General features: G+C 68.2%; 18 protein-coding genes, 4 tRNA genes and 1 pseudogene. 6 read left to right on the top strand and 17 right to left on the bottom strand.

The features are described from left to right. Nucleotides 1-96: 96 nt before the first annotated feature. The 8 genes from rpoB to AC08OX_RS00090 all read right to left on the bottom strand — a co-directional run bounded on the left by rpoB (nt 97) and on the right by AC08OX_RS00090 (nt 8,527). A complete protein-coding gene (rpoB, locus tag AC08OX_RS00125; RefSeq protein ID WP_476605935.1) occupies nt 97-3,522 on the bottom strand; it encodes a DNA-directed RNA polymerase subunit beta in 3,426 nt (1,141 codons plus the stop codon). Between the two features lie 883 nt (nt 3,523-4,405). Continuing rightward, entirely contained in the window at nt 4,406-4,798 is a 393-nt protein-coding gene (gene rplL, locus AC08OX_RS00120) for a 50S ribosomal protein L7/L12 (protein ID WP_476605934.1), read from the bottom strand. A gap of 103 nt (nt 4,799-4,901) precedes the next feature. Further along, the gene (gene rplJ / locus AC08OX_RS00115) at nt 4,902-5,465 is read right to left on the bottom strand and encodes a 50S ribosomal protein L10 (protein WP_011435030.1); all 564 of its coding nucleotides are present in this window, start codon (nt 5,463-5,465) and stop codon (nt 4,902-4,904) included. 387 nt (nt 5,466-5,852) lie between these two features. Further along, entirely contained in the window at nt 5,853-6,569 is a 717-nt protein-coding gene (gene rplA / locus AC08OX_RS00110; RefSeq protein WP_476605933.1) for a 50S ribosomal protein L1, read from the bottom strand. 136 nt (nt 6,570-6,705) lie between these two features. Beyond that, complete coding sequence (gene rplK / locus AC08OX_RS00105; protein ID WP_476605932.1) at nt 6,706-7,140, bottom strand: 50S ribosomal protein L11; 435 nt, start codon at nt 7,138-7,140, stop codon at nt 6,706-6,708. Between the two features lie 35 nt (nt 7,141-7,175). Beyond that, entirely contained in the window at nt 7,176-7,982 is an 807-nt protein-coding gene (gene nusG, locus AC08OX_RS00100) for a transcription termination/antitermination protein NusG (RefSeq protein ID WP_476605931.1), read from the bottom strand. Nucleotides 7,983-8,141: 159 nt separating this feature from the next. Then, entirely contained in the window at nt 8,142-8,309 is a 168-nt protein-coding gene (gene secE, locus AC08OX_RS00095; RefSeq protein WP_254665665.1) for a preprotein translocase subunit SecE, read from the bottom strand. A 145-nt stretch (nt 8,310-8,454) separates the two neighbouring features. Beyond that, nucleotides 8,455-8,527 (bottom strand) — tRNA-Trp (locus tag AC08OX_RS00090). A gap of 313 nt (nt 8,528-8,840) precedes the next feature. Between AC08OX_RS00090 and AC08OX_RS00085 the strand changes: the two genes are divergently transcribed. Next, nucleotides 8,841-10,049: a pyridoxal phosphate-dependent aminotransferase gene (locus AC08OX_RS00085; protein ID WP_011435025.1), complete on the top strand. Its 1,209-nt coding sequence runs from the start codon at nt 8,841-8,843 to the stop codon at nt 10,047-10,049. A gap of 62 nt (nt 10,050-10,111) precedes the next feature. Here the strand turns inward: AC08OX_RS00085 and AC08OX_RS00080 are convergent, their stop codons facing one another. The 5 genes from AC08OX_RS00080 to AC08OX_RS00060 form a co-directional block, all read right to left on the bottom strand. Further along, a complete protein-coding gene (locus AC08OX_RS00080; protein ID WP_011435024.1) occupies nt 10,112-10,540 on the bottom strand; it encodes a MaoC family dehydratase in 429 nt (142 codons plus the stop codon). Nucleotides 10,541-10,640: 100 nt separating this feature from the next. Continuing rightward, entirely contained in the window at nt 10,641-11,102 is a 462-nt protein-coding gene (locus AC08OX_RS00075) for an FAS1-like dehydratase domain-containing protein (RefSeq protein WP_476605930.1), read from the bottom strand. A gap of 230 nt (nt 11,103-11,332) precedes the next feature. Beyond that, nucleotides 11,333-11,497 carry a 50S ribosomal protein L33 gene (rpmG, locus tag AC08OX_RS00070; protein ID WP_009740545.1) on the bottom strand — a complete coding sequence of 55 codons (165 nt, stop codon included), beginning with the start codon at nt 11,495-11,497 and terminating at the stop codon, nt 11,333-11,335. Between the two features lie 94 nt (nt 11,498-11,591). Then, nucleotides 11,592-11,668: transfer RNA gene (locus AC08OX_RS00065), tRNA-Met, on the bottom strand. Nucleotides 11,669-11,768: 100 nt separating this feature from the next. Next, nucleotides 11,769-11,844 (bottom strand) — tRNA-Thr (locus tag AC08OX_RS00060). 417 nt (nt 11,845-12,261) lie between these two features. Here AC08OX_RS00060 and AC08OX_RS00055 point away from each other — a divergent pair. Continuing rightward, a complete protein-coding gene (locus AC08OX_RS00055) occupies nt 12,262-13,767 on the top strand; it encodes a GH25 family lysozyme (RefSeq protein WP_476605929.1) in 1,506 nt (501 codons plus the stop codon). A gap of 178 nt (nt 13,768-13,945) precedes the next feature. Further along, nucleotides 13,946-14,503, top strand: coding sequence for a DUF7144 family membrane protein (locus AC08OX_RS00050; RefSeq protein WP_476605928.1), 558 nt, complete (start codon nt 13,946-13,948; stop codon nt 14,501-14,503). 52 nt (nt 14,504-14,555) lie between these two features. On the opposite strand, the gene AC08OX_RS00045 is transcribed toward AC08OX_RS00050, so the two are convergent. Then, entirely contained in the window at nt 14,556-15,008 is a 453-nt protein-coding gene (locus tag AC08OX_RS00045) for a gamma-glutamylcyclotransferase family protein (protein ID WP_476605927.1), read from the bottom strand. A 90-nt stretch (nt 15,009-15,098) separates the two neighbouring features. Here AC08OX_RS00045 and pyrE point away from each other — a divergent pair, with 90 nt between their 5' ends. Then, on the top strand, nt 15,099-15,635 hold the full coding sequence (gene pyrE / locus AC08OX_RS00040; RefSeq protein ID WP_011435019.1) for an orotate phosphoribosyltransferase: 537 nt from the start codon (nt 15,099-15,101) through the stop codon (nt 15,633-15,635). A gap of 110 nt (nt 15,636-15,745) precedes the next feature. Here pyrE and AC08OX_RS00035 read toward each other — a convergent pair. Continuing rightward, nucleotides 15,746-15,830 (bottom strand) — tRNA-Tyr (locus AC08OX_RS00035). 191 nt (nt 15,831-16,021) lie between these two features. Here AC08OX_RS00035 and AC08OX_RS00030 point away from each other — a divergent pair. Continuing rightward, on the top strand, nt 16,022-16,510 hold the full coding sequence (locus AC08OX_RS00030) for a YajQ family cyclic di-GMP-binding protein (protein ID WP_476605926.1): 489 nt from the start codon (nt 16,022-16,024) through the stop codon (nt 16,508-16,510). A gap of 214 nt (nt 16,511-16,724) precedes the next feature. Here the strand turns inward: AC08OX_RS00030 and htpX are convergent, their stop codons facing one another. Both htpX and AC08OX_RS00020 read right to left on the bottom strand, forming a co-directional pair. Continuing rightward, a complete protein-coding gene (gene htpX / locus AC08OX_RS00025) occupies nt 16,725-17,597 on the bottom strand; it encodes a zinc metalloprotease HtpX (RefSeq protein WP_476605925.1) in 873 nt (290 codons plus the stop codon). Nucleotides 17,598-17,643: 46 nt separating this feature from the next. Continuing rightward, the gene (locus AC08OX_RS00020; protein ID WP_476605924.1) at nt 17,644-18,714 is read right to left on the bottom strand and encodes a Rossmann-like and DUF2520 domain-containing protein; all 1,071 of its coding nucleotides are present in this window, start codon (nt 18,712-18,714) and stop codon (nt 17,644-17,646) included. A gap of 582 nt (nt 18,715-19,296) precedes the next feature. Here AC08OX_RS00020 and AC08OX_RS00015 point away from each other — a divergent pair. After that, nucleotides 19,297-19,579 (top strand): annotated as a pseudogene (locus tag AC08OX_RS00015) (2-oxoacid:acceptor oxidoreductase subunit alpha); the annotation flags it as partial.

The following is a 19,579-nucleotide window of genomic DNA, read 5'->3' as shown; positions in this document are numbered from 1 at the left end:
CTGCTCTCTCTTTCTCGGTCGGGACGCTGGAGCCGGATGGAGCCGCCGGGGGCCTCGCCGCCCATCAGGGCGGGTGCGTCGGACCCCCGGCGTCCGTCAGACCTCCTCGACGCTGCTCGGCTCACGCCGGGACAGGTCGATCCCGAGTTCCTCCGCCGCACGGAAGACGTCCTCGTCGGTGTCACGCATCTCGATCTGCACGCCATCGCTGGAGAGCACCTCGACGTTGAGGCACAGCGACTGCATCTCCTTGATGAGCACCTTGAACGACTCCGGGATACCGGGCTCCGGAATGTTCTCGCCCTTGACGATCGCCTCGTAGACCTTGACCCGGCCCACGACGTCGTCGGACTTGATGGTCAGCAGTTCCTGCAGGGCGTAGGCGGCGCCGTACGCCTCCAGCGCCCACACCTCCATCTCGCCGAACCGCTGGCCACCGAACTGCGCCTTACCACCCAGGGGCTGCTGGGTGATCATTGAGTAGGGACCGGTCGACCGGGCGTGGATCTTGTCGTCGACCAGGTGCAGCAACTTGAGGATGTAGATGTAGCCGACCGCCACCGGGTAGGGGTACGGCTCACCGGTCCGGCCGTCGAACAGCTTGGCCTTGCCGGAGGAGCCGATCAGCTGGATGCCGTCGCGGTTGGGCAGGGTGGAGTCGAGCAGACCGGTGATCTCCTCCTCGCGGGCACCGTCGAAGACGGGGGTCGCCACATTGGTGCCGGCCGAGGCGGCGTCCGCGCCGATGCCACGCAGCCGCTCCTTCCAGTCCTCGGTGCCGGAGTCGACCTGCCAGCCGGTCTTGGCCACCCACCCGAGGTGGGTCTCCAGGATCTGGCCGAGGTTCATCCGGCGCGGCACGCCGTGCGGGTTGAGCACGACGTCGACGGCGGTGCCGTCCTCGAGGAAGGGCATGTCCTCGACGGGCAGGATCTTGGCGATGACACCCTTGTTGCCGTGCCGGCCGGCAAGCTTGTCCCCGTCGGTGATCTTTCGCTTCTGGGCGACGTAGACCCGGACCAGCTCGTTGACCCCGGGCGGGAGCTCGTCGCCGTCCTCGCGGGAGAACACCCGCACGCCGATGACCTTGCCGGACTCACCGTGCGGCACCTTCAGCGAGGTGTCACGGACCTCCCGGGCCTTCTCCCCGAAGATCGCGCGCAACAGGCGCTCCTCGGGGGTCAGCTCGGTCTCGCCCTTGGGTGTGACCTTGCCGACCAGGACATCGCCGGGCGAGACCTCGGCGCCGATCCGGATGATCCCCCGCTCGTCGAGGTCGGCGAGAACCTCCTCGGCGACGTTCGGGATGTCCCGGGTGATCTCCTCCGGGCCGAGCTTGGTGTCGCGGGCGTCGACCTCGTGCTCCTCGATGTGGATCGAGGACAGCACGTCGTCCTGGACGAGACGCTGGGACAGGATGATCGCATCCTCGTAGTTGTGCCCCTCCCACGGCATGAAGGCGACCAGCAGGTTCTTGCCGAGCGCCATCTCACCGTTGTCGGTGCACGGGCCGTCCGCGATGACCTGGCCGGCCTCGACCCGGTCGCCCTCGTTCACGATCGGCTTCTGGTTGATGCAGGTGCCCTGGTTCGACCGGCGGAACTTCGCCAGCCGGTAGGTGCGCCGGGTGCCGTCGTCGTGCATGACGGTGATGTAGTCGGCCGAGAGATCCTCGACCACCCCCGCCTGGGCGCAGACGACCACGTCGCCGGCATCCTTGGCCGCGCGGGCCTCCATCCCGGTGCCGACCAGCGGCGCCTCGGAGCGCAGCAGCGGCACCGACTGGCGCTGCATGTTGGAGCCCATGAGCGCGCGGTTGGCGTCGTCGTGCTCGAGGAACGGGATCATGGCGGTGGCCACGGAGACCATCTGACGGGTCGAAACGTCCATGTAGTCGACCTCATCCGGCGGGATGAACTCGACCTCACCGCCCTTGCGGCGAACCAGGACACGATCCTCCGCGAACGTTCCGTCCGGCCGTAGCGGCGCGTTCGCCTGCGCCTTGACGTGCCGGTCCTCCTCATCGGCGGTCAGGTAGTCGATCTCGTCGGTGACGCGGCCGTCCACGACCTTGCGGTACGGCGTCTCAACGAAGCCGAACGGGTTGATCCGGGCGAACGTCGACAGCGAGCCGATCAGACCGATGTTCGGGCCTTCCGGCGTCTCGATCGGGCACATCCGGCCGTAGTGGCTGGGGTGTACGTCGCGGACCTCGAAGCCCGCCCGCTCTCGAGAAAGGCCGCCTGGGCCAAGTGCGTTCATCCGGCGCTTGTGAGTCAGACCAGCCAACGGGTTCGTCTGGTCCATGAACTGCGAGAGCTGACTGGTGCCGAAGAACTCCTTGATGGAGGCGACGACCGGCCGGATGTTGATCAGGGTCTGCGGCGTGATCGCCTCGACATCCTGCGTAGTCATCCGCTCGCGGACGACCCGCTCCATCCGGGCAAGTCCCAGCCGGACCTGGTTCTGGATCTGCTCGCCGACCGAGCGCAGGCGACGGTTGCCGAAGTGGTCGATGTCGTCGACCTCGTACTCGGCCGGGTCGGCACCCGCGTGCAGCTTGACGACGTACTCGATCGTGCGCACGATGTCGTCCTCGGTGAGGACACCGACGTCGTGGGCAACACCCAGGGAAAGCTTCTTGTTGACCTTGTAGCGACCGACCTTGGCGAGGTCGTAACGCTTCGGGTTGAAGAAGAGGTTCTCCAGCAGGGTCTGCGCCGACTCCCGTGTCGGCGGCTCACCCGGGCGCAGCTTGCGGTAGATGTCGAGCAGCGCATCGTCCTGGCCGGCGGTGTGGTCCTTCTCCAGGGTGATCCGCATCGACGGGAAGTCACCGAACCGCTCGAGGATGCGGGCCTCGTCCCAGCCGAGCGCCTTGAGCAGCACCGTGACGGACTGACGGCGCTTGCGGTCGATCCGCACGCCCACGGTGTCGCGCTTGTCGATCTCGAACTCCAGCCAGGCTCCCCGGGAGGGGATCACCTTGCAGGAGTACAGGTCCTTGTCGGAAGCCTTGTCGAGGCTGCGCTCGAAGTAGACCCCCGGAGAGCGCACGAGCTGGCTGACCACCACGCGCTCAGTGCCGTTGATGACGAAGGTGCCCTTCGGGGTCATGAGCGGGAAGTCACCCATGAACACCGTCTGGCTCTTGATCTCGCCGGTGTTGTTGTTGGTGAACTCGGCCGTGACGAACAGCGGGGCCGAGAAGGTCATGTCCTTGTCCTTGCACTCCTCCACGGAGTACTTGGGCGGTTCGAACCGGTGGTCCCGAAAGGACAGTGACATCGAGCCGGAGAAGTCCTCGATCGGGGAGATCTCCTTGAAGACCTCCTCGAGACCCGAGGTGATCGGAACGTCGTCACGGCCGGAATCGATGGCCTCCTGCACCCGCTCCGCCCAGGCGTCACTACCGATCAGCCAATCGAAGGACTGCGTCTGAAGAGCAAGGAGATCCGGGACCTCGAGGGGCTCGATGATCTTAGCGAACGAGATGCGGGAGGAAGAGCGCGAGGCGGCCAAGGTGGTCCTTCCGGTGGCCTGATCGTCGGGCTGGCGTCGCGGACGTCAAGTATCCGTCGGGGAATGGTCAGGTGATCAGTGTCTCGCTACGGTTGTCAGGAACGGCGGCGGGGGGTGCCCCACCGGTGAGATGATGGCTGCGGGACGCGGAGGCCGACCCCCGGGCGTCCGGCGTAGCGGATGTGCGGCCGACAAGCCGACAACGGGCACGCGAAAGCCTCGCCACGGCATGTGCGCGCGGCGACACGAGTGTCCGCTGAGAACAACGGATCGGTGTATGGGCAAGGGTCTCGCTCAGGGTCCTCGGTGTGGCAGCCGTACAGCCGTGCCACACTCCGGCACGACCAGCGCGCCCCCGCATCGTCCCGGACCGACCGCGAGTACCGCTCCGGACCACGTAACCGGAACCGCCTCGCGGTGCATACCAGCCCCCGAACAGGGCCGACCATCACCAACGGCACGGCGTCGGCGAGGCCGATACAACGAGAAGGGAAGCGCAAACTAGCAGTGTAGCCGAAGGGCACACCGCTGGCAAGGACCTGCGTGATGGGACCACGCAGGGAGGACGTAGCGCACCGCATCCGCTCCCGACGAGGGTTCGCAAACTTGATGGAACTCCGATCCACAGAGGCCGTCAACCCCCTTCGGAAAACGTCACGAACGGACCCGACCTGCCCATCTGTGCATCGGGCCGCCTGCGGTGGACCTTTCGGGCCTTCCAGACAGCACGTGCCGGGGCACCGCAGAGGGGTGCCCCGGCACGGGGGTGGCCGCCACGGCCACGCCGGGTGGCCGCAAAGGACGCTCCGTCCGGCGACGAGCATTGCCGAACGGAGCGTCCAGGGCAGCGGGGTGCTGCCAGTACTGCTCGGACTGCCGGTACTTACTTGACGGTGACCGTGGCGCCGGCGCCCTCGAGGGCCGCCTTCGCCTTGTCCGCCGCCTCCTTGGCGACCTTCTCCAGGACTGGCTTCGGAGCCCCGTCGACGAGGTCCTTGGCCTCCTTCAGCCCGAGGCTGGTCAGCGCGCGGACCTCCTTGATGACCTGGATCTTCTTGTCACCGACGGATTCAAGGATGACGTCGAACTCGTCCTGCTCCTCGGCGGCCGGCGCCTCGCCGCCCGCACCACCGGCGGCCGGAGCGGCGGCCACGGCGACCGGAGCCGCAGCGGTGACACCGAAGGTCTCCTCGAACTGCTTCAGGAACTCCGAGAGCTCCAGCAGGGTCAGTTCCTTGAAGGCATCCAGCAGCTCTTCGGTCGACAGCTTCGCCATGGTGGCGGTTCCTTCCTCGTCATGCCTGATTCGGGGTGGCCTGCTCGTGACTGCGAGCGACCTGATTGTGATCTCGGGGCGGCACCATGGTGGCGCCGCTCGGCTACTCGGCGGCAGCCTCGGCGGCCGGCTGCTCGGCGACGCCGGCGGACTGGCCTTCGCGCTGCTCGCGCAGCGCCTCGGCGAGCCGGGCCACCTGGGACAGCGGAGCGGCGAAGAGCCCGACAGCCCCGGCCAGCGTGCCCTTCATCGCCCCGGCCAGCTTCGCCAGCAGGACCTCGCGGGACTCAAGATCCGCAAGCTTGCGAATCTCGTCGGCGGTCATCGGCTTGCCCTCGACGAAGCCGCCCTTGAGCACCAGGGCCGGGTTCGCCCGAGCGAAGTCGCGCAGGCCCTTGGCCGCCTCGACCGGGTCGCCGCTGACGAAGGCGACGGCGGTCGGCCCGACGAACAGGTCGTCGAGTCCGGTGACCCCGGCCTGCTCCGCCGCAATCTTGGTCAGGGTGTTCTTGACCACGGAGTAGCGCGTGCCCTCGCCGAGGGCACGCCGCAGCTCGGTGAGCTGGCTCACCGTCAAACCGCGGTACTCCGTGAGCACCGCGGCGGTCGAGCCACGGAACTCCTCGACGATCTCCGCCACCGCGGCGGTCTTCTCAGCTTTCGCCATGGGGCTCCTTCGGGGTGTCGGCTGGTCATCCGGAAACGCCCCTGGAACATGACGAACGCCCCGGCGCAGGCGCACGGGGCGTGAAGGGCGGCGGTGGCGCTACCGGGTGCGTCACCCGGCTGCGTGCATCCGTCACGGAACTTCCCGTCCGTCACCTGCGCGGGCCGCCCGGGGAACCCGAGGCCTTCGGCCGTCGGTCGAACCGGACGAGGAGTGGCCCTCGACGGGAACGGAGACGGCAACCAGCGGTCTTCGGTGTGGAACTGGATATCAGTGTACGCGACTGCTGTACGCGACTGCTCGTCGCTGTTCGCTCGCCCGGCGGCCGCACGCATGGCTTCGCGCGGCGATGCCTCCGGACGAGCGAGAGCCGCCGGACGGCTCGGATCAGGCGGCGGCACCCTCGTCGAGAAGGTTGCGGGTGCGGTTCGGGTCGACCGGGATACCCGGGCCCATGGTGGTCGCGAAGGTGATCTTCTTCAGATACCGGCCCTTGGCCGCGGACGGCTTCACCCGGACGATCTCATCCAGGGCAACCGTGTAGTTCTCGATCAGCTGGGTGTCGGTGAAGTTTGTCTTCCCGATGACGATGTGCAGGTTACCCTGCTTGTCTACCCGAAAGTTGATCTTTCCGCCCTTGATGTCGGAGACGGCCTTGCCGATGTCCAGCGTCACGGTGCCGGTCTTCGGGTTCGGCATCAGGCCGCGGGGGCCCAGGACCCGAGCGATCCGACCGACCTTCGCCATCTGGTCGGGCGTCGCGACGGTCGCGTCGAACTCCAGGAAGCCCTCCTGGATCCGGGCGACCAGGTCATCGCTACCGACGATGTCGGCCCCGGCCGCGCTCGCCTCAGCGGCCTTCTCCCCGGCGGCGAAGACAGCGACGCGGGGGGACTTCCCGGTGCCGTGCGGCAGGTTGACCGTGCCACGGACCATCTGGTCGGCCTTGCGAGGGTCGACCCCGAGCCGGATCGCAACCTCGACCGTCGCGTCGTACTTCGTCGTCGAGGTCTGCTGCGCGAGGCGGACCGCCTCCAGCGGGCTATAGAAGTTCTCCGGGTTGATCTTCTCGGCCGCGGCGCGGTAGGCCTTGCTGCGCTTCATACTGTCTGTCTCCTCGTGGTGATGGCGGACGGCCGTCGAAGGGACGCGGCGACGTGGACACGTCCTGTCCACCCGGCACCTGCGCCCGGCCGCCCTCCCACTGGTCGGTCCGGTGGTGGGGGAACGCGAGGGCGTACTACTCGCCGACCGTGATACCCATGGATCGAGCGGTGCCGGCGATGATCTTCTCGGCGGCCTCGATCGAGGTGGCGTTGAGGTCCGGGAGCTTGGTCTGGGCGATCTCGCGGATCTGCGCTGCGGTGAGTTTGGCAACCTTGTCCCGGTGCGGGGTGCCACTGCCCTTCTCCACGCCCGCGGCCTTAAGGATGAGCCGCGCGGCCGGCGGGGTCTTCGTGACGAAGGTGAAGGACCGGTCGTCGTAGACGGTGATCTCGACCGGCACGACGTTGCCGGCCTGCGGCTCGGTCGCCGCGTTGTACTGCTTGCAGAACTCCATGATGTTCACGCCATGCTGACCCAGCGCGGGGCCGACCGGCGGCGCCGGGGTGGCCTTGCCGGCGTTGATCTGGAGCTTGATGATCGCAGCGATCTTCTTCTTCTTGGGAGGCATGTGCTCGTCTTCCTACCGGGGTTCTACGGAGCGGATCAGATCTTCGCGACCTGATTGAACTGCAGCTCGACGGGCGTCTCCCGACCGAAGATCGAGACCAGCACCTTCAGTCGCTGGGCGTCGAGGTTGATCTCGCTGATGGTCGCCGGGAGTGTGGCGAAGGGGCCGTCCATGACGGTGACGGACTCGCCGACCTCGAACTCCTGCACCCGGACGGTCTCGACCTTCTTCTCCTTCGGCACAACCGGGGCAAGGATCGAGAGGACCTCCTCCCGGCGCAGCGGGGAGGGCCGGTTGGTGAGCCCGACGAACCCGGTCACACCCGGGGTGTTACGGACCGCCGACCACGACTGATCGGTCAGATCCATCCGGACGTAGATGTAACCCGGGTACTTCTTCTGCTGGACAAGCTGCCGCTTGCCGTTCTTGACCACCGGGACCTCCTCGGTGGGCACCTCAATCTGGAAGATGTAGTCCTCCATGTTGAGGCTGGAGATCCGGGTCTCGAGATTGGTCTTGACCTTGTTCTCGTACCCCGCATAGGAGTGCACGACGTACCACTCGCCAGGCGCGTCCTCGATCGCCCGCCGCAGGTCGTCGTCGTCGACGGCGTCGGTCAGGGCCGGCGGCACCGTCCCGACCGCCGGAGAGACCGGGAAAGCGCCCTCGGCGGTGGGATCGGCCTCGGGGGCGGGATCGGCCTCGGCGGTGGCGTAGACGTCGCCGAGCTCGGCGCCGGCGTCCGTGCTCGCCACCTCGTCGTGCTCGAACGCCGCGAGGGGATCGAGACGGGCGAGGGCCTCCCCCTGCTCGGAGGAGGCGTGCTCGGGCGACTGGGACACGCGGACGATCCTTACTCTCGTGAACACTTCTGCTGCTGTGGACCCGCGAAGCGGCGCTGCGCGGGCGTGGGGCGGGCCGGACGGGCAGCCAGCTCGCCGATGGGCAGCTCCAGCGACCACCGCCTGCTTCGGCCCCGGCCTGTCCGGCGGTGGGACCCGTCAGCCGAAGATCGCGAGGACCGCCTTCGTGAGGCCGAAGTCGAGGGTGGCCACGAACGCCGTCATCACGCTGACGAAGACAAGCACGACCAGCACATAAGTGATCAGCTCACTCCGCCCGGGGTAGACAACCTTCCGCAGCTCCGCCATGACCTCGCGGATGAACACAAGTGGCCGATACCGACGTCGACCCGCGGCACGCGTAGCCCGCTTGGGGCGCGGTGCCGCGTCACGGGTATCGGTCGCCACTCAACTCCACCCACTCCGTCATCGAACCAGCCAGGTCATCGGACCAGCCAACTGTCGAACAGCGCAGGGGCGACAGGACTCGAACCTGCAACCGCCGGTTTTGGAGACCGGTGCTCTACCAATTGAGCCACGCCCCTAGACACACACACCCGGGTCCTTGCGACCGCTACGCCACCATACCCCGGCTATGCGCTACGTAGCGCATAGCCCAGCCGCACGGTGATGTACCGGAATGGGTACCCGAGCGGATCGAGCATACCCCTTTGCCGCCTGGACTCCGCGTACGGCGATCGCGTCGAGGGGGTAGCGGGGGGGCGAGGAGGCTGGCAGCCTGTCACGGAGGTTCGAATGGATGCGGCCGGACGGGCCGGAAGACCGTTGCCGGAGGGTCCGGACGGATCCCACGGTACGTCCACGTGCATCCGACACGCGTGTGACAGCCGTGGCAGCATGGCGGCCATGAGCAGGATCTCGCACCGCATCGGGGGGATCGCCCCCTCCGCAACGCTCGCCGTCGACGCCACCGCCAAGGCGATGCGCGCCGCGGGCCGCGACGTGATCGGGTTCGGCGCCGGGGAGCCGGACTTCCCAACCCCGGACCACATCGTCGCCGCCGCCGAGAAGGCATGCCGTGAGCCCCGCATGCACCGCTACAGCCCGGCCGCGGGCCTGCCGGAGCTGAAGCAGGCCATCGCCGAGAAGACCGCCCGAGACTCGGGGGTGATCGTCTCACCGAGCCAGGTCCTGGTGACCAACGGCGGCAAGCAGGCTGTCTACGCGGCGTTCGCGACGCTGCTCGACCCGGGGGACGAGGTGCTCCTGCCCGCCCCGTACTGGACGACCTACCCGGAGTCGATCCGGCTGGCCGGGGGTGTCCCGGTCGACGTCGTCACCGGTCCGGAAGCCGGGTACCGGGTGACGGTGGAACAACTGGAGGCGGCGCGCACCCCGCGGACCAAGGTTCTGCTGTTCAACTCCCCGTCGAACCCGACCGGCGCCGTCCACACCCCCGAGGAGGTCCGCGCGATCGGACGGTGGGCCGAGCAGGCCGGGATCTGGGTCATCAGCGACGAGATCTACGAGCATCTGGTCTACGGCGAGACAAGGTTCGCCTCCGTTCTCGCCGAGGTACCTGAGCTCGCCGAACGCTGCATCATCGTCAACGGGGTCGCGAAGACCTACGCGATGACGGGATGGCGGGTCGGTTGGCTGGTCGGGCCGGCGGACGCCGTGGCCGCCGCGACCAACCTCCAGTCCCACGCGACGTCGAACGTCTCGAACGTCGCCCAGGCCGCCGCGCTTGCCGCGGTCGCCGGCCCGCTGGATGCGGTCGCCACGATGCGCACCGCCTTCGACCGCCGCCGGCAGACGATGCACCGCCTGCTGTCGCAGACGCCCGGGATCCGCTGCCCACTGCCCGACGGGGCGTTCTACTGCTATCCGTCGGTGCGGGACGTGCTCGGGCGCACCCTGCGCGGCCGTATCCCCACCACGTCCGCGGATCTGTGCCAGCTGATCCTCGAGGAGGCTGGGGTCGCGATCGTGCCGGGTGAGGCCTTCGGCACTCCCGGCTTCGCCCGGCTGTCCTACGCGCTGAGCGACGACGATCTCGTCAAGGGAGTCAGCCGCCTCTCCGCCCTGCTCGCCGAGGCGGCCTGAGGCCGCCGGGCGGCTCAGCGGCCAGGCCTGCCGCGCGGCAGGCCTCCGCCGCGCGGCAGGCCTCAGCGCAGCCGGACGGTCGCCCGGGCCGCCATCAAGACCTTTTTGCCGTCGCATCGGGTGGTGAGATTCACCACCACCAGGTTGTCGTCGAGCTTCTTCTCGACCATGCCACGCACGGACACCGTCGCGCCGGCGCCGTCGTCGGGCACGATCACCGGGGAGGAGAACTTCACCCCGAACTCGACCACGGCGCCCGGGTCCCCGAGCCAGTCCGTGACCAACCGCGCGGCCGTTGCCATGGTCAGCATGCCGTGCGCCAGCACTCCCGGCAGGCCGGCCTCGGCGGCCGCCCGATCGCTCCAGTGAATGGGGTTGAAGTCGCCGGATGCACCGGCATACCGGACAAGATCATCCCGACGCAACGGGAAAAGTCGCTCCGGCAGCTCGGTGCCGACCTCGACGTCGTCGTAGCTCACCGTGGCGGTCATCGTTCTCCAGATCGTGAGGACGCCCGGGGTCGCCCGGAACGCGCGGTCACCGGAGCCGAGCGGGGCCGGCGGGACTCCGACAACCCTGTCGGCAAAGGTGTCACTGGCGCCTCGGCGGAGCCGTCCCGCGCGAGACCAGCCCACACACGCCGGTGGCGACCTGCTCTCCGTAGATCGTGGCGAACTGGTAGTTGACGACGAGCACCTCGTTGGTCCCCACGGACCGGATGCCGGTCAGGGTCGAGGTGCAGATCAGCTCGTCGCCGGCCACCACCGGCCGAAGCAGCATGAAACGTTCCTCGCCGTGGACGACCAGGGAGAAGTCGAGGCCGAGCTCCGGATCGTCGGTGGGCACCCCGAGGGTTCCGGGGATCACTGTGATGAGGAACGTGGGTGGAGCCACGAGATCGGGATAACCAGCGGCCTTCGCGGCCTCCAGATCGTGGTACAGCGGGTTGTCGTCCCCGATCGCTTCGGCGAACCTCCGGATGTGCTCGCGCCCGACCTGGAACGGGGCGGGGGAAACCGAGCTTCGTCCCACGAAGTCCTGATTGAGCGGCATCGCAACTCCGATCGCGCCATCAGCGGGATGACCAGGGTGTCTCTACGTGGTTACCACATCGCCCGCCATCGGTCGATAATCTGGGCTGGCATGCCAGGAAGCCAGCCAAGGACTTCCCTGACCGGCTACCGGTGCGGAACGTAGATACGTGCACGGAGGATTCAGCGACCCCGCCCGCCCAGGTGGGGACGGGCGCCCGGACGCGCCGATGGGCAGCCGCCGGAGCAACGTCAGCGCGTCTCGCGGTGCTCCGTGTGCTTGCCGCAGTTCGGGCAGAACTTCTTCAGTTCGAGGCGGTCCGGGTCGTTGCGACGGTTCTTGCGCGTGATGTAGTTCCGGTGCTTACACACCTGACACGCCATCGTGATCTTCGGGCGTACATCAGTGGCGGCCACGGCGTGATGCCTCTTCCTAAGTCGGTTGCTGAACAGGTCAGGCGGCACGGCGAACCGCGATCCCGCACGGGCTCCGCGGTAGGCCGCACACTGCTGGTAGCGGTGGCCGGACTTGAACCGGCGACACAGCGATTATGAGCCGCTTGCTCTGCCAGACTGAGCTACACCGCTAGGATGGTCCACCTGCTTGCGGCGGCCCGGCCAACATCTTACCCCGCGGGAGGACCGGCGGACATCCCCCCCGGACACGAACCCACCCGAAGGCGGAACGTGGAGCCCCTTTACGGAATCGAACCGTAGACCTTCTCCTTACCATGGAGACGCTCTGCCGACTGAGCTAAAGGGGCGAGGTCGCGGAGCTCAGGTTACACGACGACAGGCGGGGTTGGGTGACCCCCTCACCCACTTCGTCCCCGAACCCGCCGGTCCTCCCGGCGACCGGTCCTCCCGGCGACCGGCGTGAGGGCCCCCGCAGGCCCCGTCGGCGCTACGCCGGCCGAAAACGACCCCCCTGCCCTGACCGCCAGGTCCGCCCCATGACACGCCAGTACGCCCGACCCTCACTCCGTTCCATCGAAACATGCGGAGATTGCCGACGGGAACAACTATCCGTAGCGACCTACCTGGACGCCACTCACACTGATAGCTGTAAGTAATCTCTTCGATGCTTAGCGTGTGGAGCATCCGTTGGTGCGCCGCTGCCGGCGTGGCCAACCGCCTGGCGAGCCTCCCCAGCATCGCCTCCCGAGCATCGAGGGTTGCCCATGCGTCCTACCCACCGTTCCAGCCGGTATCCGACGACACGCGAGGTCCGGCCCGGTCCCACCGCCGGCGACACCGTGCCTACGACCACCAGCCTGCCGACCACCACCCCCACGTCTGGCCGTCCGGATGAAGAAGGCCACGGCCCTCCTCCGGGGTCGACGCGGCGGCGGGTCGACACCCGCCCGTCCCTGCTGCCAATCCCCCTCCCCCGGCGGGTGACGAGCATCGCGGCGCTGGCCATCACCGCGGGGGCGTTGACCGCGACCACCGGAGTCGCCCAGGGCGCGGTGCCGTCCCCGACCTGGCCACGGGGGATCGACGTGGCCTCCTGGCAGCATCCCGGCGGCGGCCCCATCGACTGGACCACAGCGCGCGGCTCCGGCCTGAGCTTTGCGATCATTAAGGCCACCGAAGGACCGAACTACACCAATCCGTACTTTGCCGCGGACCGGGACGCGGCAGCCAAAGCCGGTCTGGTGGTCGGGGCCTATCACTACGCGCGGCCGGCGCGGCCGATCTCGACCGCGGTGGACCAGGCACAGCGCTTCATCACGGTGAGCGGGCTGACCCGCGCCGCCGGGCAGCTGGCCCCCGTACTCGACCTCGAGGACGACGGAGGACTCGATCCCGCCGCGCTGGCCGCCTGGACGCGGGCGTTCCTCGAGAAGATCGAGACCGAGACCGGCCGGGCGCCCATCCTCTACACGTACCGCTCGTTCTGGACCAAGAAGCTGGCGGACAACCACAGCTTCGCCCGGTATCCGTTCTGGTTCGCCATCTACAACAACAAGGCGACCCCGGGCTGGCTGCCCGGCGGCTGGACCAAGTGGGCGCTGTGGCAGTACACCTCGGGTGGAAATGTCCCGGGGATCATGGGCAATGTCGATCTGAACGTACTGTGCTGCACGCTGACCGCGCTCGCCGCACAGGCCGACGGCACCCGCAGCGAGATCGAGAAATGGTACGCGACCGCCGGGCTGACCCGTCTGGCCGTTGGGACGCCCGTCGACAGCGAACTGCCCGCCGGCGGTGGCGGTCGCTGGCAGCGTTACTCCAACGGCCTGGCCTTCTGGTCCGTGACGACCGGCGTACAGGCCCTGCACGGATCCATCGCGACGAAGTTCCTGGAGCTGGGCGGAACGAACAGCTTCCTGCGCCGGCCGGTGAGCGGTGTCGAGTACGCCACGGCCCCGGAGACGCTTCAGGCGAAGTTCCAGGGTGGCTGGATCTACTGGCACCCGGCCATCGGCGCGCACGAGGTCCACGGCCGCATCCTGCGGACCTATCTGGGCCTCGGTGGCACGACGTCGAGCCTCGGGCTTCCGATCACCGACGAGTACTCGGTCCCGGGCGGACGGGAGAGCACCTTTCAGTTCGGCAAGCTCCGCTGGAGCGCGGCGACGAACGCGGTCACGACACTGCCGGCCGGCAAGAACCGCACCGGCAAGAACGGCACCGGCGAGAGTGGCGTGGGTGTGGCGGGTGGCGCCGGCACCGCTCCCTGATCGTGTCCCGGGCCGGAGAGAACCGCCTCCGGCCCGACGGACACAACGATGGGTGACGGCGGCCTACCGTGGGTATCGCACCTACGCGGCGGAGAGGTGGTCGTATGACTACCGAACAACGACGGACCGCACCATGCGGGCAGAGTGATCCGCCGCGAGTACGACCGGGGAGGATGAGATGGCAGGAACACGGGTGGCACGCCCGCTGAACGGATGGCTCACCTTCGCCGCCGTCATCATGTTCATCGTCGGCTTCCACAACCTGATCTACGGCATTGCGTCCCTGCGCGACTACACCGTCGTGGTGAACAACCTCAACGGCGGGACCAGCGTGATCTACGCCGACACCACCTTCTGGGGCTGGTTGTGGATCGTGGTCGGCGTCGTCGAGATACTGATCGCCTTCGGCATCGCGGCCCGTAACGAGGCCGCCCGCTGGGGAGGTGTCGCAATCGCGACGATCAACGCCATCGGGCAGCTGGCGTTCCTTGCAGCGTTCCCGGTCTGGTCCCTCGTCATCATCGCGATCGACGTAGTCGTCATCTACGTACTGTGCACCTACGATGCTCCTCGGGCCAGAGCCGGGTACGAGGAGCCGTATCCGAGCGACCAGGCCGGGGTCTCCGCCGGGCGTGAGGCCGGAGTCGGTCGCCTCACCGAGACCGGTGGCACCCGGGTGATCTCCGGGGGCGGCGCCCGGCGCGAAGAGGGTCCGCGGCCGCCCACCACCGGCTGAACGGCGGCTCGCGGTCAGGCGGTCAGCTCGCGGTCAGGCGGTCAGCTCGCGGTTAGGGTGCCGGATCGGCCAGCCCCGCCCGCCAGGTGGCGCACCGCAAGGCGTAGTCGGTGAGATGACGGTCGGCGAAAACGCGGGCGTCCCAGTTCTCCGGCATCGCCTCGGCGAGATCACGCCAAAGGTAGGCCATGGCGGGTAGCCCGTCGGTCAGGACCAGCGGACGGGCCTCGTAGGCCTCGCCTTCGAAGGCATCGAGGATCGCCCGTTCCCGTGCGGCAAGCCCCAGGAGGACGAGGCCGGCGGTGGCCCGATCCGGCCCGTCCGCCTCGGCCGTGGGCACGAGGCCCGGATAGAGCCGACCACGCAGCCGGGCGGCCCGCCAGCCGGTGACCGTGGCGGGCCCCACCTCGGGTACGCGTCCGATGAGCGCCCGCACGACCTCGGGGAACAGCAGCGTCCTGTAGACGAACAGCGGGACCGCGCGCTCCGCCTCAGCCGATGACATGAGGCAACGGTAGTGCCCCGGCCGTGGCGGCCCACGGGTGACCGTCCACGGCCGGCATCCGGCTGGGAACCGGTCCTAGAGTGAGCAGACGTGAACGACAACGCGGCGCTGGCCGCCCAGGTTCGGACTGCTTCCCAGCTGACCGGGACATTCCTGCTCCGGTCGGGCCGGACAAGCACCGAGTACTTCGACAAGTACCTCTTCGAAGCCGACCCGGCGCTGCTCGCCGCGGTGGTGGCCGGGCTCACCGAACTGGTGCCGCCCGGCGCGGAGATCCTCGCCGGACTCGAACTCGGCGGAGTGCCCCTCGTGACTCTGCTCTCCCAGCGCACCGGCCTGCCCGCCCGGTTCGTCCGGAAGAAGGCCAAAGAATACGGCACCCGACGCATCGCGGAGGGCGGCGACGTCACCGGACGCCACGTCGCCCTCGTCGAGGACGTGGTCACCTCCGGTGGTGCCGTGCTCGACGCGACCCGGGTACTGCGGGATGCCGGAGCGGTCGTGGAACACGTGCTCTGTGTGATCGACCGGCAGGAGGGCGGCCGGGAGAGACTCGCCGAGCTCGGTCTGACGTTGCACCCCGTCCTGACCCGGGCGGACCTGGAGGCCGCAGCCGCGGACACCTGACCGCCCGGCGACGAGGACCATCCGCGGCCGCACATTCACAGGCCCGGAGCGATGCTCCGGGCCTGTGAATCCGAGCCTGTGTAGAAGCATGATCCCCGGGAACTCCGGGATGGTGGCAGGTGATGGATTCGAACCATCGTAGGCTGAGCCGACGGTTTTACAGACCGCTCCCTTTGGCCGCTCGGGCAACCTGCCTTCGTAGAGGAGCATACCGGTCCCGACGGAGCATCGTGATGCCGCACCGCACCGCCCCGCCGCGGCCGCCGACGATCGATTACAACGGTGAGTAGCGGCTCACGAGACGAAGGCCGCGCACCACGATCACGCACAGCACTCGACTCCACACGATCCTCACCCACATCGAACCGACCAGGAGGTCCGCACACGTGGCAGATCCATCCTTCGACATCGTCAGCAAAGTTGACGCCCAGGAGATAGACAACGCCGTCAACCAGACGGTCAAGGAAATCCGGACCCGCTTCGACTTCCGTGACACCGGCGCATCCGCGACGCTGTCCGGCGAGTCGATTCTGCTTGTAGCGAACACGGACGAGCGGGTCAAGGCAGTGCTCGACGTACTTCAGGAGAAGTTCGTCAAACGCGGCATTTCCCTCAAGGCCCTGACCTTCGACGAGCCCAAGCCGTCGGGCAGGGAGTTCCGGTTGCCCGTCACCGTTCAGCAGGGCATCGCGGAGGACAAGGCCAAGGCCATCGCCAAGAAGATCCGGACGGATGGCCCGAAGGGGGTACAGGCCCAGATTCAGGGTGATCAGCTACGGGTGACCGGGAAGAAGCGCGATGACCTGCAGCGCGTGATCCAGATACTCAAAACCGAGGACTTCGAAGTTCCCCTCCAGTTCGTCAACTACCGCTGACGCGACGGAAAAGCTGGAGACAGGGTGCACCCCGCCCGATGGGGGGTTTCGGGCGGGGTGCTTGCGGCGGAACCTGGGGGGTTTGCTCCGCCGCGGTCCTGGTTGTGAACCAACGCCGTTTCGGCCGGCGGTTCGCGGTTAAAGCGTACTCCGAGTACTTCGGGGTGTTACCGCGACGACGCGCCGCGGACAACATCGTGGCCATCGGGTCCGGTCACCGATACGGATTCATGCGTGACATCTGTTCGAGACGCTCGATCCGCTCGTTCATGGGCGGATGGGTGGAGAACAGCTTCCCGACCCCCCCACCCCGGAACGGATTTGCAATCATGAGCGCGGCGGCGGGACCGAGCTTGGAGGTCTGCGGCAGGGGCCGCGCCGCGGTGCCGGCGTCCAGCTTGCGCAACGCGTTCGCCAGCCCGATCGGGTCACCGGTGAGCGTCGCGCCGGACTCGTCGGCCTGGTACTCCCGGGACCGACTGATCGCGAGCTGGATGATCGTCGCCGCGACGGGACCCAGGATCATCAGCAGCAGAAGCTCGAAGATGCCGGGACCGTCCTCATCGTTCCGCCCACCGAAAATAGCCAGGAACTGGGCCATGTTCGCCAGATAGACGATAACACTGGCGAGGGCACCGGCCACCGATGCGATCAGGATGTCCCGGTTGTAGACGTGGCTGAGCTCGTGACCGAGAACGCCGCGTAGCTCACGATCGTCCATAATCTCCATGATGCCCTCGGTGCAACAGACCGCCGCGTTTCGCGGGTTACGGCCGGTAGCGAAGGCGTTGGGCGCCCGGGTCGGGCTGAGGTACAGCCGCGGCATGGGCATCCGGGCATTGCGGGCGAGATCCCCGACGATCGCGTAGAGCCGGGGCTGCTCGACCTGCGTCACGGGATAGGCCCGCATGGCCCGCAGGGCTATCCGGTCAGAGAAGAAGTAGGCGAAGCCGTTCATACCGATCGCGAGCACGAGCGCGATGACCAGACCTCCGCGCCCGAACAGCGAACCCACCACGATGATGGCGGCGGACAGCACGCCCAGCAGCAGCGCGGTCTTCAGACCGTTGAAGTGGCGGTGTGGCATGGCGATCGAGTGTCCGTCCTGTCGAACCGGTACACCTGTCTCAACGCTACGGCGCTGGCCGAACGTTCCCGTCGGACGTGTGGCCGCCGCCCCCGACCCGTACGGCTGCCGGCCCGCGGCGGGCCTCGCCCGGTCGGTCGCCGGGCTCGTCCGGGACGGCTTCGCGCAGGCGTGCGACCACGGCCGGGGCGAGCAGCCCGACCCGTTCGAGCTCCTCCGCGGTGAAGATCGCCAATCGTCGGTACACGGCGGCGATCTGTGGATCCAGCTGGTCGAGCGCGGTCAGATGTGCCACGACGGTGCCGAGATCACCGCGTCGCACCGGTCCGGTCGACGCCGACCAGCCGTCGGTCAGGGTGTTCGCCAGCGATGCCCGCAGCAGCGGACCGAGCGCCGCGGCCGGATCCGGCACGCCCGCCGCGGCCAGCACCTCGCCGGCAGCCGCCACCAGGGTGGTCAGGAAGTTCCCGCCGAGCACGAGAGAGGCGTGGTAGAGATCCCGCCGGTCATCCGCGACGGGCAGAGCGATGCCGCCGACGTCTGTGACCAGGCGGCGGGCCAGCCCCTCGGCCACGGGATCGGCGGTGATCCCGAACGGGACACCGGCGAGGAGAGCGGAGTCCTCGATGATCCCCGGCAGGGTCATGATCGGATGAAGCGCGATACGGGCCGCGCCCACGTCACCGCCTGCCGCCAGGACGCCCAGGCCGTGGCGCCCACTGAGATGCACGAGTGTCCGGCCGGGTCCGACGGCTCCCGCCGCGACCAGGTCCGTGACGACCGGCCCGATCGCGTCATCGGGCACGGAGACGAGGAGGACCTCGGCCCGCCCGGCGGCCTCGGCCACCCCGCCGACCCACGCGTCCGGAAACAGGTTCACGGCCCTCGATCGGTGCCGCGGCGAGCGCACTCCCACGGCCACCACCGGATATCCGGCCGCTGCCAGGGCGAGGCCCAGCGCCGTGCCGGCCCGGCCCGGCCCGACGATTCCCACCTTCTCCCGCGGCCCGGCCTCCCGCGGCCCGGCACTCGCCGCCGTGGACGAAGGTGCGGCGTCGGGTCGACCGTCATCCGGGCCGCTCGCGGTATCCGACTGCTCGTGCGGGCGATGCGTCATGTACCGATGCTCCCCGTTCCGGAGCCGGCCGCTTCCGAGGGGGCCACCCGCCGACCCCGGCCACCCGCCGACCCCGGCCACCCGCACGGCCAGCATGCCCCGATGCCGGGGCTCACCGGACATACCGCCACAAGCCACTAAATAGCTACAATCGGTAACATCGCGGATCGGGCCAGGTCGCCGGCAAGAGCGAGCTCACCGCTCCGGGCGCCCGACGTAAAGATCACCCTGTCGATTCCCTGACAGGCCGGGCCTCCCCCGAAATTGTGGAAAGCATTACCGGAAGCGCATTGAACCGGATCCGGCCGATCACCTCCATCGGGCGGTACACCCCTTCTGACCAGCGATATCAGGGTCAAGACACGCCAGCCGGACGATCGCAACGACAAAGACTATATACGTAGAGTTGGCAAACAATCACCATACGGCGCGACGGCTACGGAGACCGAGGTCGATCGTCGATCGTCGATCGTCGATCGTCGATCGTCGACGAGGATGGAGCGATCGAACTCGGCGGCACGGTGCGCGCGCATCATTGATACGGCCGGTAGGCTGGAACGGTACCCGAGGAGGTCACTGAAGGTGTCAGAGCAGGTCAGGGAGAGGGAGACCCGCCGGCTCGACCGGGTCGTCGTGCGCTTCGCGGGCGACTCCGGCGACGGTATGCAGCTCACCGGAGAACAGTTCACCAGCGAGACGGCAGCATTCGGCAACGACCTGTCGACGCTTCCGGACTTCCCTGCCGAAATCCGCGCCCCAGCCGGCACGCCGGCCGGCGTGTCCGGCTTCCAGCTACATTTTTCCGATCACGACATTCTCACCCCGGGTGACGCACCGGACGTACTGGTTGCAATGAACCCGGCGG

Source organism: Frankia sp. CoBUL1 (genome assembly GCF_978021245.1).
Note: the sequence above shows the minus strand (reverse complement) of the source record. Positions and strands in the feature narration are given on the sequence as shown.